Annotated in this window: 15 protein-coding genes; 10 read left to right on the top strand and 5 right to left on the bottom strand. The window is 44.6% G+C overall.

The window, feature by feature from the left end; all coding sequences use genetic code 11:
• Positions 1-289 precede the first annotated feature (289 nt).
• The 6 genes from lepA (at position 290) to ACYX4M_RS00230 (ending at position 6,329) form a co-directional block, all read left to right on the top strand.
• The gene (lepA, locus tag ACYX4M_RS00255; protein WP_179984001.1) at positions 290-2,086 is read left to right on the top strand and encodes a translation elongation factor 4; all 1,797 of its coding nucleotides are present in this window, start codon (positions 290-292) and stop codon (positions 2,084-2,086) included.
• On the top strand, positions 2,086-2,988 hold the full coding sequence (lepB, locus tag ACYX4M_RS00250) for a signal peptidase I (protein WP_476081397.1): 903 nt from the start codon (positions 2,086-2,088) through the stop codon (positions 2,986-2,988). The genes lepA and lepB overlap by 1 nt, the downstream gene beginning before the upstream one ends.
• Positions 2,988-3,674, top strand: coding sequence for a ribonuclease III (gene rnc / locus ACYX4M_RS00245; protein WP_476081396.1), 687 nt, complete (start codon positions 2,988-2,990; stop codon positions 3,672-3,674). Before lepB ends, rnc begins: the two co-directional genes overlap by 1 nt.
• 19 nt (positions 3,675-3,693) lie before the next feature.
• Positions 3,694-4,605, top strand: coding sequence for a GTPase Era (era, locus tag ACYX4M_RS00240; RefSeq protein ID WP_476082833.1), 912 nt, complete (start codon positions 3,694-3,696; stop codon positions 4,603-4,605).
• A 165-nt stretch (positions 4,606-4,770) separates the two neighbouring features.
• Positions 4,771-5,409, top strand: coding sequence for a pyridoxamine 5'-phosphate oxidase (pdxH, locus tag ACYX4M_RS00235; protein ID WP_476081395.1), 639 nt, complete (start codon positions 4,771-4,773; stop codon positions 5,407-5,409).
• Positions 5,410-5,501: 92 nt separating this feature from the next.
• On the top strand, positions 5,502-6,329 hold the full coding sequence (locus ACYX4M_RS00230) for a TatD family hydrolase (protein ID WP_476081394.1): 828 nt from the start codon (positions 5,502-5,504) through the stop codon (positions 6,327-6,329).
• Between the two features lie 32 nt (positions 6,330-6,361).
• On the opposite strand, the gene ACYX4M_RS00225 is transcribed toward ACYX4M_RS00230, so the two are convergent.
• Positions 6,362-7,057 (bottom strand): hypothetical protein, encoded by a 696-nt coding sequence (locus ACYX4M_RS00225; RefSeq protein WP_476081393.1) that lies wholly within the window; start codon positions 7,055-7,057, stop codon positions 6,362-6,364.
• A 138-nt stretch (positions 7,058-7,195) separates the two neighbouring features.
• Here ACYX4M_RS00225 and serB point away from each other — a divergent pair, with 138 nt between their 5' ends.
• Positions 7,196-8,179, top strand: coding sequence for a phosphoserine phosphatase SerB (gene serB, locus ACYX4M_RS00220; RefSeq protein WP_476081392.1), 984 nt, complete (start codon positions 7,196-7,198; stop codon positions 8,177-8,179).
• A gap of 173 nt (positions 8,180-8,352) precedes the next feature.
• On the opposite strand, the gene ACYX4M_RS00215 is transcribed toward serB, so the two are convergent.
• Complete coding sequence (locus tag ACYX4M_RS00215) at positions 8,353-9,681, bottom strand: hypothetical protein (protein ID WP_476081391.1); 1,329 nt, start codon at positions 9,679-9,681, stop codon at positions 8,353-8,355.
• Positions 9,674-10,879, bottom strand: coding sequence for a PilZ domain-containing protein (locus ACYX4M_RS00210; protein WP_476081390.1), 1,206 nt, complete (start codon positions 10,877-10,879; stop codon positions 9,674-9,676). Before ACYX4M_RS00210 ends, ACYX4M_RS00215 begins: the two co-directional genes overlap by 8 nt.
• Before the next feature lie 189 nt (positions 10,880-11,068).
• Between ACYX4M_RS00210 and radA the strand changes: the two genes are divergently transcribed.
• Positions 11,069-12,436: a DNA repair protein RadA gene (gene radA, locus ACYX4M_RS00205; RefSeq protein ID WP_476081389.1), complete on the top strand. Its 1,368-nt coding sequence runs from the start codon at positions 11,069-11,071 to the stop codon at positions 12,434-12,436.
• Positions 12,423-12,548, top strand: coding sequence for a hypothetical protein (locus ACYX4M_RS00200; protein ID WP_476081388.1), 126 nt, complete (start codon positions 12,423-12,425; stop codon positions 12,546-12,548). Before radA ends, ACYX4M_RS00200 begins: the two co-directional genes overlap by 14 nt.
• Before the next feature lie 12 nt (positions 12,549-12,560).
• Here ACYX4M_RS00200 and ACYX4M_RS00195 read toward each other — a convergent pair whose 3' ends face one another.
• Together ACYX4M_RS00195 and ettA are read right to left on the bottom strand one after the other, a co-directional pair.
• On the bottom strand, positions 12,561-12,968 hold the full coding sequence (locus tag ACYX4M_RS00195; RefSeq protein ID WP_476081387.1) for a PilZ domain-containing protein: 408 nt from the start codon (positions 12,966-12,968) through the stop codon (positions 12,561-12,563).
• A 146-nt stretch (positions 12,969-13,114) separates the two neighbouring features.
• Positions 13,115-14,782, bottom strand: a complete 1,668-nt coding sequence (gene ettA / locus ACYX4M_RS00190) for an energy-dependent translational throttle protein EttA (RefSeq protein ID WP_476081386.1) — start codon at positions 14,780-14,782, stop codon at positions 13,115-13,117.
• Between the two features lie 313 nt (positions 14,783-15,095).
• Here ettA and lpxD point away from each other — a divergent pair, with 313 nt between their 5' ends.
• On the top strand, positions 15,096-16,124 hold the full coding sequence (lpxD, locus tag ACYX4M_RS00185; RefSeq protein WP_476073842.1) for a UDP-3-O-(3-hydroxymyristoyl)glucosamine N-acyltransferase: 1,029 nt from the start codon (positions 15,096-15,098) through the stop codon (positions 16,122-16,124).
• Positions 16,125-16,188 lie beyond the last annotated feature (64 nt).

Below are 16,188 nucleotides of genomic sequence, written 5' to 3'. Positions count from 1 at the left end.
AGTGTTTGCTTATAAGTAGGTTTGGGCCCTCCAATTTGCTTAAAAAGCGCTGTAGACCCCAAAATAAAAAGCGCGTTCCGTGTTTCAAATTTCTGGGCAAGAGAGAAAAGTCACGCCAAGTTTCCACATTTATACGCTCTGCATTCTATGGGCATTAAAATTTCCGCTATGCCAATTCGCTTTTCGCGCCAGAAATGGGTAAAATCCGCACGCGCTGCGTATAAGCCTTGAAGCAAGGCAAGCAGCATATTTTGTTTAATGAATTTTTCTGCAGGTAATTTCCAGCATTATGCAACAATCGCACATTCGTAACTTCAGTATTATCGCCCATATTGACCACGGTAAGTCTACGCTATCAGACCGTCTAATCCAGCACTGTGGAGGGCTAACCGATCGCGAAATGGCCGAGCAGGTTCTCGACTCAATGGACCTGGAAAAAGAGCGCGGTATTACCATTAAAGCGCAAAGCGTGACGCTGAACTACGAAGCACGCGACGGTGAAACCTATCAGCTTAACTTCATCGATACACCAGGACACGTTGACTTCACTTATGAAGTATCTCGTTCATTAGCAGCCTGTGAAGGTGCACTACTTGTTGTTGATGCCGGCCAGGGTGTTGAAGCACAGACGCTAGCAAACTGCTACACCGCTATCGAGATGGACATGGAAGTGGTGCCGGTGTTAAACAAAATCGACTTGCCGCAGGCTGAACCAGATCGTGTTGCAGAAGAAATTGAAGATATTGTCGGTATTGATGCACTTGACGCTGTGCGCTGCTCAGCGAAAACAGGTATTGGTATTGAAGACGTACTTGAAGTCATCGTAAATAAAATTCCACCACCAGAAGGCGACCGTGAAGCGCCACTTAAAGCGTTGATCATCGATTCGTGGTTCGACAACTACCAAGGCGTTGTTTCACTAGTACGAATCGTTGAAGGTCAGCTTAGCAAGAAAGACAAAATCCAGATAATGTCTAACGGACAAACTCATCAAGTAGATAAAATTGGTGTGTTTACGCCTAAACCATTAGATACAGGCACATTGAGAGCCGGTGAAGTTGGTTTTATCATTGCCGGTATTAAAGACATTCAAGGTGCACCAGTAGGTGATACCATTACCTTGGCTCGCGAGCCAGCTGAAGCTATGCTGCCAGGCTTTAAAAAGGTTAAACCTCAGGTTTATGCCGGTATTTTCCCAATAAGCTCAGATGACTACGAAGACTTTCGCGATGCCCTTGCTAAACTAAGTCTGAACGACGCTTCACTATTCTATGAGCCAGAAAGTTCAGCTGCGCTTGGTTTTGGTTTCCGTATTGGTTTCCTTGGCATGCTGCACATGGAAATTATCCAAGAGCGTTTAGAACGTGAGTATGACCTAGGCCTTATTACCACAGCACCTACGGTAATTTATGAAGTAGAAACAACTAAGGGCGAAACGCTTACCGTTGATAGCCCGGCTAAACTACCGCCAGTAAATGATATCGCTGAAATTCGTGAGCCTATGGTTGAAGCCAACATTCTTGTTCCTCAGGAATACTTAGGTAACGTAATTACGCTTTGCGTTGAAAAGCGTGGTATGCAAACCAACATGACATATCACGGCAAGCAAGTAGCGGTAACGTACGAACTGCCAATGGCTGAAGTAGTGCTTGATTTCTTTGATCGCTTGAAATCTACCAGCCGTGGCTTTGCGTCCCTTGATTACAACTTCAAGCGCTTCCAAAGTTCAGATATGGTACGCGTAGATATTTTGATTAATGGTGAGCGTGTGGATGCACTAGCAGTCATCACTCACAGAGAAAACTCACAAGGTCGTGGTCGTGAACTGGTAGAGAAGCTTCGCGAGCTTATCCCACGCCAGATGTTCGATATCGCTATTCAGGCGGCTATCGGTAACCATATTGTTGCAAGAAGTACGGTGAAGCAGCTGCGCAAAAACGTAATCGCGAAATGTTACGGCGGTGACGTAAGCCGTAAGAAGAAGCTACTTCAAAAGCAAAAAGAAGGTAAAAAGCGAATGAAGCAAGTGGGTAATGTTGAATTGCCGCAAGATGCGTTCCTTGCAGTACTTAAGGTGGGCAAATAATGGCAAATTATTTCTCCTTAATTTTGGTGGCACTCACCTTAATAACAGGACTAGTCTGGCTAGTGGATAGCCTGGTGTTTGCTCCGAAGCGAAAAGCGCGCTTAAAGGCTGCTGCGACTGCAGAGGGTGCGGGCTATGGAGAAGACCCTCAGCTGCCGTATCTGGTCGATACTTCACAACAGATATTCCCTGTTATTGCTTTCGTTTTGGTATTGCGCTCGTTTTTATATGAGCCTTTCCAAATTCCATCAGGTTCAATGATGCCTACGTTATTGGTGGGTGACTTCATTTTAGTTGAGAAGTTTGCGTACGGCGTAAAAGACCCTGTTTTCAGAAGCAAGTTAATTGAAACGGGTGTGCCAGAGCGCGGCGATGTGGTGGTGTTTAAATACCCTGAAGAACCGTCAATAGATTACATCAAGCGCGTAATCGGTTTACCGGGCGATACCGTGGTTTATCAAAATAAGCAGGTTTACATCAAACCTAAGTGTGAATCTGGTAGCAATTGTCCAAAGTTAAAAGCAGTGCCGTTAACGTTCCAAGAGCGCGGTGAGTTTGTACAAGACATGGCGCAACTTATGCGTTACACCGAAGATTTAGGCACAGTAGAGCATGATATTCTACGCCACCCCGTTCGCGAAATTTCACCGGTTAACTTCTACACTCAACCGGGAACCCGAAGTAACGAGTGGATAGTGCCAGAAGGTCAGTATTTCGTATTGGGTGATAACCGTGATAATAGCCGCGATAGCCGTTTCTGGGGGTTTGTCCCGGATGCAAACTTGGTTGGTAAAGCCGTAGCAATTTGGATTTCTTTTGAGTTCGAGCGCAGCCCTTCAGACTTTCTTCCTACGTGGGTTCCAACGGGTATTCGATTTGAGCGTGCAGGTGGCATTCATTAATGCAGGGTATTGATAAATATCGTCGTCTTTATAAGGCGATAGGCTACACATTTACCAATGAGGCGTTATTAGAGCAAGCGCTTACTCACCGCAGTGCAGCCAAACAACACAATGAACGCTTAGAGTTTTTGGGCGATGCTATTTTAGGCATGATTGTGGGGGAAACACTGTTTAAGCGTTTTCCAACAGTACCTGAAGGCAAGCTTACCCGTATGCGCTCAACCTTGGTTAAAGGTGAGACGTTGGCTGAACTCGCTAAAGAAGCCAGTGTGGGTGAATTACTCAACTTGGGGCCGGGGGAGCTTAAAAGTGGCGGTCATCGCAGAAGCTCGATTTTAGCTGACGCAGTTGAAGCTATCTTAGGTGCTATCTATCTCGATTCAGGTATGGACGAAGTTCGTGGCGTTATCGACCGTTTGTGGGAAACTCGCATAAACAAGCTCGACCCTAATGCCCACCCTAAAGACAGTAAAACACGTCTTCAGGAATTCCTGCAAGGTCGCAAGCAGTCATTGCCAACGTACGAGGTGCTGTCTATTTCCGGTAAAGACCATGCGCAAACTTTCGAAGTAAGCTGCAAAGTAGAAAGTCTACCAAAAGCAGTCGTGGCGTCTGGCAATAGCCGTCGTAAAGCAGAACAGGAAGCTGCTCGTTTAACATTGGAGAAGCTTGATGACAACGCATGATGAGTCAAATTTGCCAGAGATGCCAGATATTCAAACTCGCTGTGGCCTAGTTGCCATAGTCGGGCGTCCTAATGTGGGCAAGTCAACGCTACTTAACCGTTTGCTGGGTCAAAAAGTAAGTATTACTTCACGTAAGCCTCAGACCACCCGTCACCGTATTCTAGGTATAGATACTGACGGCGACTATCAAGCGATTTACGTTGATACACCGGGGCTTCACCAAGACGAAAAGCGCGCGATCAATCGCTATATGAACCGCGCGGCATCAAGCTCTTTGGCTGAAGTTGGCCTTGTGCTGTTTGTCGTGGAAGGCGATAGATTCAACGCCGAAGATGAAATGGTATTAAGTAAGGTTAAACAAGCAAACCTTCCTTGCTATCTTATCGTAAACAAGATGGATAAGGTTGAAGATAAAGAAAACTTTATGGTTCACCTTCAAAAGCTTGGTGAAAAACACCCGTTCGAGCACATGATCCCTATCAGCGCTAAACAGGGTAAGATGGTAGACGACATTAGAAGCTTAGTGGCTAAGTCGTTACCTAAAAGTGAATTTTTCTTTCCAGAAGACTATATCACTGACCGTTCAAGTCGTTTTATGGCTGCTGAAATCATCCGTGAAAAACTGATGCGCTTCACTGGCGATGAATTGCCTTACTCTACTACGGTAGAAATTGAGCAGTTCAAAATGGCAGACAATGGTGTTTATCGTATTAGCGGCTTAATTTTGGTTGAGCGCGAAACGCAAAAACGCATGATAATTGGTAAAGGCGGTAAGCATTTGAAAACCATTGGTGAGCAAGCGCGTAAAGATATGGAAAACTTGTTCGACAATAAAGTGTTTTTGGAGCTTTGGGTTAAAGTAAAACAAGGCTGGGCCGACGATGAGCGCGCTTTGCGTTCACTAGGCTACGGCGACGACAGCAACTTCTAACCTAAATCGTAGTTGGCGTTAGAGCGTTAAGCTTTATTCTAACGCTGATTAACATTGCATTCTTAAGTGCGCTAGGCAAACCAAAGCCAAAAGCATTAGCGCAAAGGTTTTGCACAAGCTACAAAAACATTGATAAGCTTAATAACCTCTGTTCAGGAGCGGTATATGGCAATTTCAGATATGCGCAGGCAGTACTCAAAAGGCAGTTTGAGTGAGGCAGATATTACTTCAAGTCCGTTTATTTTGTTCGATAAATGGCTGAAAGAGGCTATTGATGCTGGTATACCCGATCCTACTGCGATGACGGTTGCCACCGTTGACGCTAATGGCCAACCTTCTCAACGTATCGTTTTGTTAAAAGATGTCAGTGAAAATGGCTTTGTATTTTTCACAAATCTTGGCAGTCGAAAAGCACAAGAACTCTCGGTTAATCCCAAAGTATCCTGTCACTTTCCATGGTTCTTTATGGAGCGTCAGGTTCGCGTATGTGGCAGCGTTGAAAAGCTTTCTGTTTCTGAAAATGCAGCGTATTTCTTCTCTCGCCCTAAAGACAGTCAATTGGCGGCCTATGCGTCTAAACAAAGCAAGCCAATTGGCAGTAGAGAGCTTTTGCTTACTCAATTTAAGCAGCTAAAAGATAAGTTTGCCAACAAAGAACTACCCGTACCAGACTTTTGGGGTGGCTTTCGCATAGCGCCTCATCAAATCGAGTTTTGGCAGGGCGGAGAAGATAGGCTTCACGACCGTTTCGAGTATAACAAAACCGAAGATGGCTTGTGGTCAACACAGCGCTTAATGCCGTAAACACTCTGATCGTGAAGGGAGTCTAGTCTTGCAAGAAGACTAGCCAAATACTCAGCGCTTAGTTGACTGTATAGCGAGAAGAGAGCAACGCCATGATTGACAGCCATTGCCACCTCGACCTACTTGCGTCAAAAGTAGACCTTCATGTATCTCTGGAAAGTGCTAAAGCCGCTGGGGTTACTCGCATCATGGCGCCAAGTATTAACCCTCCATCTTGGGAAGCGCTCCAAGCGCTTAGTGAGCAATACGGCAGTATTCTGCCCATCGACACCGCGCTAGGTCTCCATCCCTATTTTTTGACCGATAGTAATCAGAATAGTCAAGCTTCGACCACAGATGCACATGAGCAAGGGATTTCTGAAAGCCTAGAACGGCTTGAAGCCGCTGCCGCTAATCTGCACTTGTCGGTAAAAGCGGTGGGAGAAACCGGTATTGATGGACATATTAATGTGCCATTTACGCTTCAAAAGAGAGTGCTACATGCCCATTTAAAACTTGCCGACGCAATATCGCTCCCTGTTATTTTGCACCATCGAAAAAGCCACCACTTGCTATTAGAAGCCCTTAAACAAGCCAAGTATCAAGGTGTTGGAGTAGTGCATGCTTTCTCGGGTAGTGTAGAGGCAGCCAAAGCCTATATCGAGCGAGGCTTTTACTTAGGAATAGGTGGCACCATAACCTATGAAAGAGCAAGAAAGACGCGAGACACCCTTAATTATCTGCTAGAAAACCATTTCGATAAGATACTGCTAGAGACTGATGCCCCAGATATGCCCATGTACGGAAGGCAGGGTATACCTAATAAACCTCAGTATCTCACTGATGTTGTTGATGTTATACATGAGCTATTCGCTGTGTCGCCTGACCAAACAACATCCATCACAACAGAAAACTATTTACGTTTGTTTAATGCAGCATAGAACGCCCTTGTGTGAAAAGCGCAGATACCCGCTTACGCATTGCCTTTCTTTTTTATTGATTCGATAGCTTGAATAAACCAAGGGCGAGATTTATAAAACGCTCGAGTCAGATAAATGCCTAATATTAATGTCAAAAACACTAAAATACACGCAATAAAGGTGAGTTGATAACGCAGAGCAAGTGGGCTTTCTAGTATTGTTTGCGTATCCATATGAATGTTCACATAGCCTAGTACATTATCATCGTTGTCGGTGATCACCCCAACATAGGTAAGCGGCGTCACACTTTGTGCTTGGCTCATCGTTACTACGCTATCAATTTGAGGTAAAGGCGCAATGTATCTTCCGTCTTTATCGAATACCGATAGAGCGAGAATATGTGGTTCTTTAATCAAGACAGCGGCTACACTTTCAATGTAGTTTCGTTGGGCGTGAGTGCTCGAACGCGTAGATCCTGAATCTGCTTCACTCTCTCGATTAGCAGCTTGCTGAGCATCGAATGCAGGGCGAAGCAGTTTAGCATACTGCCTAGCGATGCTTTCACCAGAAAAACGTGTTTGAACCGTTAGCCAGTCACTTTGATATTGCTGAAGCAATAGTATCAATACAATCACAAGCGCAAACACCGTACTTACAATCAGCGTATGAAAAAGTCTTTTCAATGCCGTGTACAGCGAGTGAGAAGTGCTTTTTGATTGGGAAGGGGCTTTGCTCAGCACGTTTAACAATGCGTATTTCCATAAATGCTATGAGTTGCCTAACAGTAGGTTAAATCTAAATAATTTTAAAGAGGATATTTTATTAGTTAGTCTAATTGGTTAGCATTAGCGCATCATTTGCCAATCACCACAGTTTCTGTGTGCGTTATGAAAGACACATTCACCATCGAAATTAATAATGATGATATTCATCTAGCTTCACACCTAGCGAACATTGTCAGCAGTGAGCACAATACTATAGCGTATTCGCATACGCTTACTGTAATAGGACAAGCTGTTACCCCTTATTTATTAAAAGGCGTATTAGACAAGCTCAAAAACGTATTCTCGCCAGTGAGTGCTGCGTTTCATCATTTGCATCAGCAAATGGGAGACGACGCTATCGAGATAAGAGGGGAGGTAATTAGTGCAAAGCCAGAGCATGTAAAGTCGCTACTTGGCGATGTTAGTGATGCCTACCACCTGGATGTTGGACTGCAAGCCTCTCGACCGTCTTTGTCTAAAGCTGGACTGCTAGTCATGGATATGGATAGCACCGTTATTGCCATAGAATGTATTGATGAAATAGCAAAGCTGGCTGGTGTTGGTGAGCAAGTTGCCGAAGTGACCGCAAGAGCAATGCGCGGAGAAATAGCCTTCAACGATAGCTTGACTCATAGGGTGGCATGTTTAGAGGGAGTACCCATTGACCACCTAAATCAAATACGCGACAGCATTCCTATTATGCCTGGTATTCAGACACTGCTTAGTCATTTAAAAGCGCATAATTGGAAACTCGCTATTGCATCGGGCGGCTTCACTTTTTTTGCCGATCATTTAAAAGCGAGGTTGGGCTTAGACTACGCGATATCGAACACGCTTGCGGTGAAAGACGGGCACTTAACAGGGAAAGTGGAAGGCGAAATTATCAATGCTGATGTAAAAGCTCGCACGGTAAAAGCGCTGTCTGAAAAGTGGCAAATACCATCGAGTCAGACCATTGCAATGGGTGATGGTGCGAACGACTTAGTCATGATGGCTGAATCAGCCTTAGGCGTCGCGTGCCACGGTAAGCCTCTGGTTAATGAAAAGGCGGATGTCGCAATCCGTATCGGCAATTTGCATAGCCTTCTGTATTTTCTAGACAAGTAGCGAGAGCCTGTAATACTAATACAAGCGCTAGTTTTGGCGAAATAAAACTAGCGCTTCTCACTTTATAAATTACCTTTCACTAGCCACAAGCTTCCAAAATCTTGTGATTCACAGCTTTCCGTGATGAGTTTTAACCTACGGGCTCATTTAAATTGGTAGGCTTTGCGATTTCACTATGCGTTGCGCGCAATAGCTTTAGGTTGAGCTGCACTTTTTAGCGTTTTATTTGCTGTAATGTCTTCCATAGCAAAGCCGTATCTTATAAGTACCTCGTCCGTTACGTCGACAAGGTGAGAGCAGGCCGCAATACTCCACATTTTCTTCTCCAACTCGCGAGCTCTATGCATGGCGTACATGGTCACGTAGTTAATTTCTGTTTGCAGCATACTTAAGTCAGGCTTGCCAGTTGTGGTCAACATAACATGTATAGCGACAAACTGACCGCGCACCATAGCTTCTCTTATGAACGCACGGCGTTGCTCATTGTTTTCGAATTTGTGTGAATAACGAGGGATAATCGCCATACGCGGCTCTTTTTGAGACGCATCGAATGAGATGAATAGCTCTTGCCGTAAGGGCATATTCTCGAGCTTAACCGCTTTAATACCACTTTGTACGAAAGGAGAATCTTGCTTTCTATCTCTAAATAAAAACTCCAAGTTCACTTTTCCACGTTCTGCGTATTGCGTGGTAAGGGTAGTGATGCGCTCATCTTGTTTTCCAACAATACAAGCCTGGGGTGTATAGCGAACACCTTCTTTACTCATAAGAAAAGATAACGAGGTGGCGTTCCTTGCATTTATACAGCGGAGCGCTTGCCCCATGCCCTCTACTTCTTCTTCATCACTATCTACTTTAAGGTTGGCCTTGTTCTTTTTAATTAATTCTTCAAAAAAGTTGCGAGCGCTTTTGCCCTCGTCACCTGTGGCTGTTTTCAAGTGAAGGATGTTTTTTTCTACATTATGATAAATAATGTCGTACTGAAGGTGCATTACGTCAAAGTTGTTAGCTATCTCCTGAAGCCGAGGAAACCCTACTTCTACTCTACCTTCTAAGCTACCTTTATAATCTTTTGCCAGTTCTACCCGAAGACCCAACCCGTGAACTGATATATCTTCGCTTATGCCACGATGTACAGTTGAGTCGCCATTAAATCTTGCTTCAATTTGCGTTCTTAACTGGTAGCGGCTTTCAATGCGCTGCTCTTCGTATTTAAAGCGTACGAGTTGAACATTAGAGGCTGCACGACTTCTTGGGTGACCAAAAACTCTCAAATGTGAAAGATTGTCACGATTAAACTTAAGTTCGTTATATGTCTCTTGCCCTGTAACAGAGGTTACGTCTGTCACATGAGCGAGATAACGCAGGTTCTTAAGCTTTGACATCAAACGAGCAGAAGGCGGTGTATTGAGCTTTTTAACCTTATTGCCAACAGAGTCTGGAATAGAAAGCGGAATATGCGCTTGCTCTGGCTCCATGTCTGTCAGAGTTATTTTAAACACTCGCCAACTCGCCTTCCTTGAGCCAAAACCCAAAAATACACGTGACAGCACCTCTTTTTGAAGAAGCTTCTTCATAAGCAGCTGAGTAAAAATAAACTTTATCTGTGTGCAAGTGCGTGAAGCTGAAAACAAAAATTTCACGAACTTCATCAGATTTATTAAGTAGCCGAGTCAGTCTTTCTTGCGATAACAAGAAATTCAAACGACAGTTTTCTTCTTCGTCTTGCCAGTATTGTACCGTTTCACGGTTTACTTCATTTACCATTGCATAGCGTGGCACTAAAGTTTCGTTGACGACGTCGATAAAAACGGGAAGCGTGGGGCTACGAGGTGAAAAGTATTGTTCGCAGGTTTTACTGGTTATCGCCTCAATGGTGTTCGTCATATTCACTTTATAACGGCGTTTGTTACCGTGTATAAAGCTCTCCAAGAACTTGTCGAATGCTGGGCTTGGATGAGTCTTATCGCGCTGTAAGGCTAAGTAGTTAACGTCATTTTTCGTAATAATTTTTACTAACTTGTAAGCAATGCCATTTTTCTTATCCATTGCAAACTCGTTTTCAAGCCCTCTGAAGTAAATAAAGAGCGTTTCACCCTTCTCAAAAAACGAGTCTTTAGACAGTTTTACTTGCAGACCTTCAAGGGATATATCAACGCTTAATCCTCGCATAGAGCGATTTTCAGCGTTAAATATTTCTATCGCAACAGCAAAGTTCATGCGCTCAGTATTGCGTTGTCTGTAATCGAGAAGATTTACTGTAGGTACTTTGAACTGTTCCAAAACCGCTGAACGCTTTTTGAGTTCTGGATTTTCTTTGTCAGCTCTTTCTTGCTCGAGTTCTTTTTCGCGCATTAGGCGAAAATTGTTTTCAGTGTTTTGAACAGCTTCGTATACACCGTAGGTGTATCGACCAAACACGCGCAGTTGTTCTTCAAACTTATCAACGGCTACGTCATCCATGTAGTGGCTTCGCCCTTCGTGCACATACTTTTTGCACTTTCCGTCAACATGGCCGCGCAAATCAATGGTGCGCATACAAGGTTTAGCTAAACGCTTCACTTCCATTTTAATTAGAAAGCGTTTTTCTTTAGGAACGTCAGAAGCAGTTTGAAGCAATACCTGGTTAAATTCAGGCTCGTTAACCATAGGCTTTAGCTGTTCAATAATGTCAGCGTATTGCTTTAAATCTTGACTCATGAATGCGCAACTTTGTTGTTTAGTATCATTATTTTAGTTGTTATCGGCAAATCAGCAAAACTCATTAACCCGTTAATTTCTTATACTTTTAGGGTATGTTTCTGTATGAAAAATGACCGTAGGTTTGTGCTTAATTCACCGTTATTAAGTGTTAGAATACTCTTTTTAAGCAATGGATAAAACTGGAATATGGGAAAACGTAAAACTGCTTATGTGTGTTCTGACTGCGGGGCTGAGTTCCCACGTTGGCAAGGACAGTGCTCGGAGTGTAAAGCGTGGAACACGATAAGTGAGTTTGTGGTTGCCAGTGCTAAAAGTGTCGCGCGCCAAACCACGTCAGGTTATGCAGGTCAAACAGCCGCTAAAATTGAGACCTTAAACGCAATAGATTTAGAATCGCTTCCACGTTTTTCTTCAACGTTCAAAGAATTGGATAGAGTGCTAGGTGGCGGGATCGTCCCTGGTGCAGCTATGCTAATCGGTGGGTCGCCAGGCGCAGGTAAAAGCACGCTCTTGCTTCAAGTGATGTGTCAGATGGCAAAAAGCGAAACTGCCCTTTATGTGACAGGGGAAGAGTCTCTTCAACAGGTTGCAATGCGTGCCAAGCGTTTAAACCTTCCTGACGATAAATTGATGATGTTAGCCGAAACTAACGTGGAAACCATCTGCGATTTAGCGCTTACGAAAAAGCCTAAAATTATGGTTATCGACTCTATTCAGGTTATGCACGTGTCAGATGTTCAGTCGGCGCCAGGCAGCGTATCCCAAGTAAGAGAAAGCGCAGCCTATTTAACACGCTTTGCTAAACAAAATCATATTGCAATGTTTATTGTTGGCCACGTAACGAAAGACGGTAACTTAGCGGGTCCGAAAGTTCTCGAGCACTGTATCGACAGCTCTATGATGTTGGAAGGAGAAAGTGACGGTCGCTACCGTACCCTTCGAAGTCATAAAAATCGTTTTGGTGCGGTAAATGAGCTTGGTGTATTTGCCATGACAGAGAAAGGATTGAAAGAGGTAAGTAACCCTTCTGCTATTTTCTTAAGTCGGGGGGAGAACGAAACGCCAGGGTCCAGTGTAATGGTTATATGGGAAGGCACTCGCCCGTTACTAGTGGAAATACAAGCGCTGGTGGATTATTCGCAGATGTCTAACCCAAGACGAATAGCTGTAGGCCTAGATCAAAATCGTTTGTCCATGCTGTTAGCAGTACTTCATCGACACGGTAATGTACAAATGAACGACCAAGACGTATTTGTGAACGTGGTGGGTGGTGTACGCGTCTCTGAAACCAGTGCTGACTTGGCGTTATTGTTGGCGATGATTTCCAGCTTCAGAAACCGCTCGTTACCGCGAGACTTAATTGTATTCGGTGAAGTAGGGCTAGCCGGTGAAATTCGTCCGGTTCCCAATGGTACAGAGCGCATTATTGAAGCGGCAAAACATGGCTTTAAACGAGCTATTGTGCCTAAAGCGAACGCGCCGAAACAAGCTATTAATGGCATGAAAGTCGTGCCCGTGGCTCGGCTTTCTGAAGCATTAGATGCTTTGGAATAAAGCGGAAGGCATTGATATTAAAGCTGTCGGAAACGCGCAAGAAGACCAACGAATACGGCTTTTTGCGCAGTTAAAGGGGACAGGCTTTTTGAAGCCTTACGAAGACTTGTAGTATTTTTATGTTCTATTTTGGCGCTTGATAAACCGCATTAACCAATGCGTTAAGATCCTTCTCTTCAATACTGGCGTCATCGCTATTTAAAGTAATCAAACGGCGCAGGGCGCTTATGCTGCTCAGATCCATGCGCTCTACTTTGCATCCTAATGAAACAAGCTCTTGCCTGCTGTCCGCGTGGCGATATAACTGCGAGATTGAAAGAGTAATGATGGGGCTGTCTTCGTTGGCTTGGAAGGTAGCAACATAAGGTTCATGGCTGTCGAAAGGTAGGTTTGATAATGCAGGTTCCGTTGCCTGAAGTTTTATGCCCTGCAGAGAAACGTCGCTAACCACCACATCAATGCTGATGTCGTTATGTGCCAGTGTGCCGTTTACATTCAGTAAAACTCGTTGGAATTGACGCTTATCTGTCATTACTCACATACCTAGTTATCATTAACGACTTCAGTATTGGCTAAATTTCTCGTGTTCGCAACGAAAAGCAAACAAATAAAAAAGCCGCTATCGATGACAGCGGCTCTTGGCTTTTAAGGTAAGGAAATGTTTATCCTAAACTCCCTTTATTTAGACATGCGCTTATATTTGAGGCGGTGTGGTTCAACCACATCTTGTCCAAATTCTTGCTTCAACCAGCTTTCGTAGTCTGAGTAGTTACCTTCGAAGAAGTTGATGTTACCTTCATCGCGGTAATCCATAATGTGTGTTGCTACACGGTCTAGGAACCAACGGTCGTGCGAGATAACCATGGCACAGCCTGGAAACTCTAACAACGCATTTTCCAAGGCGCGAAGTGTTTCTACGTCTAGGTCGTTGGTTGGCTCATCCAGTAGTAATACGTTACCGCCTGCTTTAAGCAGTTTCGCAAGGTGTACACGGTTACGCTCACCACCTGACAAGTCTTTGATGAACTTCTGCTGGTCGGTGCCTTTAAAGTTAAAACGGCTGCAGTAGGCGCGGCTGTTAATTTCAAAGTTACCAATGCGAATGATATCTTGTTCGTCAGAAATTTCTTTCCACACGGTGTTGTTTTCGTTCATGTGGTCGCGGAACTGTTCTACCGCAGCAATTTGAACGGTTTCACCTAAATCTATGGTGCCTGAATTAGGTTGCTCAGCACCGGTAAGCATTCTGAACAAGGTTGATTTACCCGCGCCGTTAGGGCCAACGATACCTACAATGGCACCCTTTGGTACTTTAAACGTTAAGTCGTCGATAAGTACGCGATCGCCATAGGACTTTTTAAGGTTGCTTACTTCAATAACCTTGTCACCTAAGCGCTCACCTGGTGGGATGAATAGTTCGTTAGTTTCGTTACGCTTTTGGTAATCGCTGGTAGATAGTTCTTCAAAGCGGGCCATACGAGCTTTACTTTTAGCATGACGACCTTTCGGGTTTGAGCGTACCCACTCAAGTTCCTGTTTCATGCTCTTCATACGTGCCGTTTCGGTACGCTCTTCTTGCTCAAGTCGGTTTTCTTTTTGCTCCAACCAAGAAGAGTAGTTACCTTCCCACGGAATACCTTCACCACGGTCAAGTTCTAAAATCCAACCTGCAACGTTATCAAGGAAGTATCTATCGTGGGTAATAGCGACTACCGTACCTTCATAATCGTGAAGGAAGCGCTCTAGCCATGCCACTGATTCTGCGTCCAAGTGGTTGGTTGGCTCATCAAGAAGCAACATTTCAGGCTTTTCTAAAAGCAGGCGACAAAGCGCAACACGGCGACGCTCACCACCAGATAGTTTACTTACGTCCGCATCCCAAGCTGGCAGGCGAAGGGCATCTGCAGCACGCTCTAGGGCATTTTCTAAATTGTGGCCATCTTTGGCTTGAATGATAGCTTCTAGCTCACCTTGCTCTTTAGCAAGCGCGTCGAAATCAGCGTCTGCTTCTGCGTAAGCGGCATAGACTTCGTCTAGGCGAGTCAGCGCATGCTTAACATCGGCTACGGCTTCTTCGATATTGCCACGAACATCTTTGGTTTCATCAAGCTGAGGCTCCTGTGGAAGGTAGCCCACCTTCAAACCTGGTTGAGGACGTGCTTCACCTTCAATGTCGGTATCTACGCCGGCCATAATGCGAAGTAAGGTAGATTTACCTGCACCGTTTAGACCTAGCACACCAATTTTGGCGCCTGGGAAAAAGCTAAGTGAGATATTTTTTAGAATGTGTCTATTAGGTGGGACGATTTTGCCCACGCGATGCATACTGTAAACGTATTGCGCCATGCTCTATCCTCGCTGAATAAGCGGTGAAAATAAAAAAGTCGTTACGGTGTATTCTACTCGTAACTGGGTAGTTTGCGCCAGTTACTTAACCTCGGTGAATTTGTGCTTGGCGATATTTTAATCGCTCATGCTAAAAAGATCGATTTATGCATCGGTTGGCGAAGCGATTTAAGGTAAACTTGCTTTTATAAAAATGAGTAATTTATAAGCATGGGTAAACATGGGCTTTTGGGGTGAGCTAGCTAGCAAGCAGCGATAGAGAACCCGAAGCGATAGACTCAATACTATTCATATTTCTGAACAGGTAATTAAGATGACCGCTATGAATAAACGCATATACAGTCTGGATGAGCTCGCCAAACATGTAGGTGGGGAAGTGCAGGGCGATGGCAATATCACTATATCTGCGGTTGGTACACTATCTGGTGCAGCATCGCATCAAATTTCATTTCTGACCAACCCTAAATATAAACCACAGTTGAAAGATACTAATGCTGGTGCAGTTATTCTGCACGAAAGCCTTAAAGGTGACAGCCCAGTTCCCGCTCTAGTTGTGGCAAACCCTCATGCAGCGTTCGCCCTCATCGCTCAGTTGTTTGATACTACCCCAGCGGTAGCGACAGGTATTGCTGAGTCAGCGGTAATTGCGCCATCTGCCCGCATCGGCAGTGATGTATCGCTAGGCCACAATGTCATTATTGAAGATAACGTGGTGCTGGGCGATAGAGTCACGGTTGGCGCTAATACCGTTATCCGCAGAGGCACCCATATTGGTGAAGGCTGTACCATTCACCCGAACGTAACTATCTATCATGACGTTGTGATTGGTAAGCGCGTGACAATTCATAGCCAAACGGTTATTGGTGCGGCAGGCTTTGGTTACGCAAACGATAAAGGCGTTTGGATCCCTATTCCACAAACAGGGTCGGTTCGCATTGGTGACGACAGTCAGATTGGCGCAAGCAGCAGCATTGACCGCGGCGCCATGGAAGATACGATTTTAGGCACTAACGTTATTATCGATAACCAAGTACAAATTGGCCACAACTGTATTATTGGTGATCATTCTTGTATTTGCGGCGCTACCGGTATTGCTGGTAGCTGCCATATTGGCAAGCACGTTATTATCGGTGGTGGAGTGGGCATTAATGGCCACATTAGCATTTGCGATAATGTTCAGGTGACTGGCTATACCATGATTGTACAAGATATCACTGAACCGGGTGTTTATTCTTCTGGCCAGCCAGCACAAACCAACCGTGACTGGCGCAAAAATACGGTTCGCCTTGCCAAAATTGGTAGTTTATTTGACCGTGTTAAAGCCCTGGAAAAACAGGTCTGATCTCGCGCTGGCGCAGGTATTTCGTTAAACCTGCGCCATTTATATTAATTTGGTCACAAAGCGG

The organism is Alteromonas sp. ABV4_150 (assembly GCF_056311745.1).
Note: the sequence above shows the minus strand (reverse complement) of the source record. Positions and strands in the feature narration are given on the sequence as shown.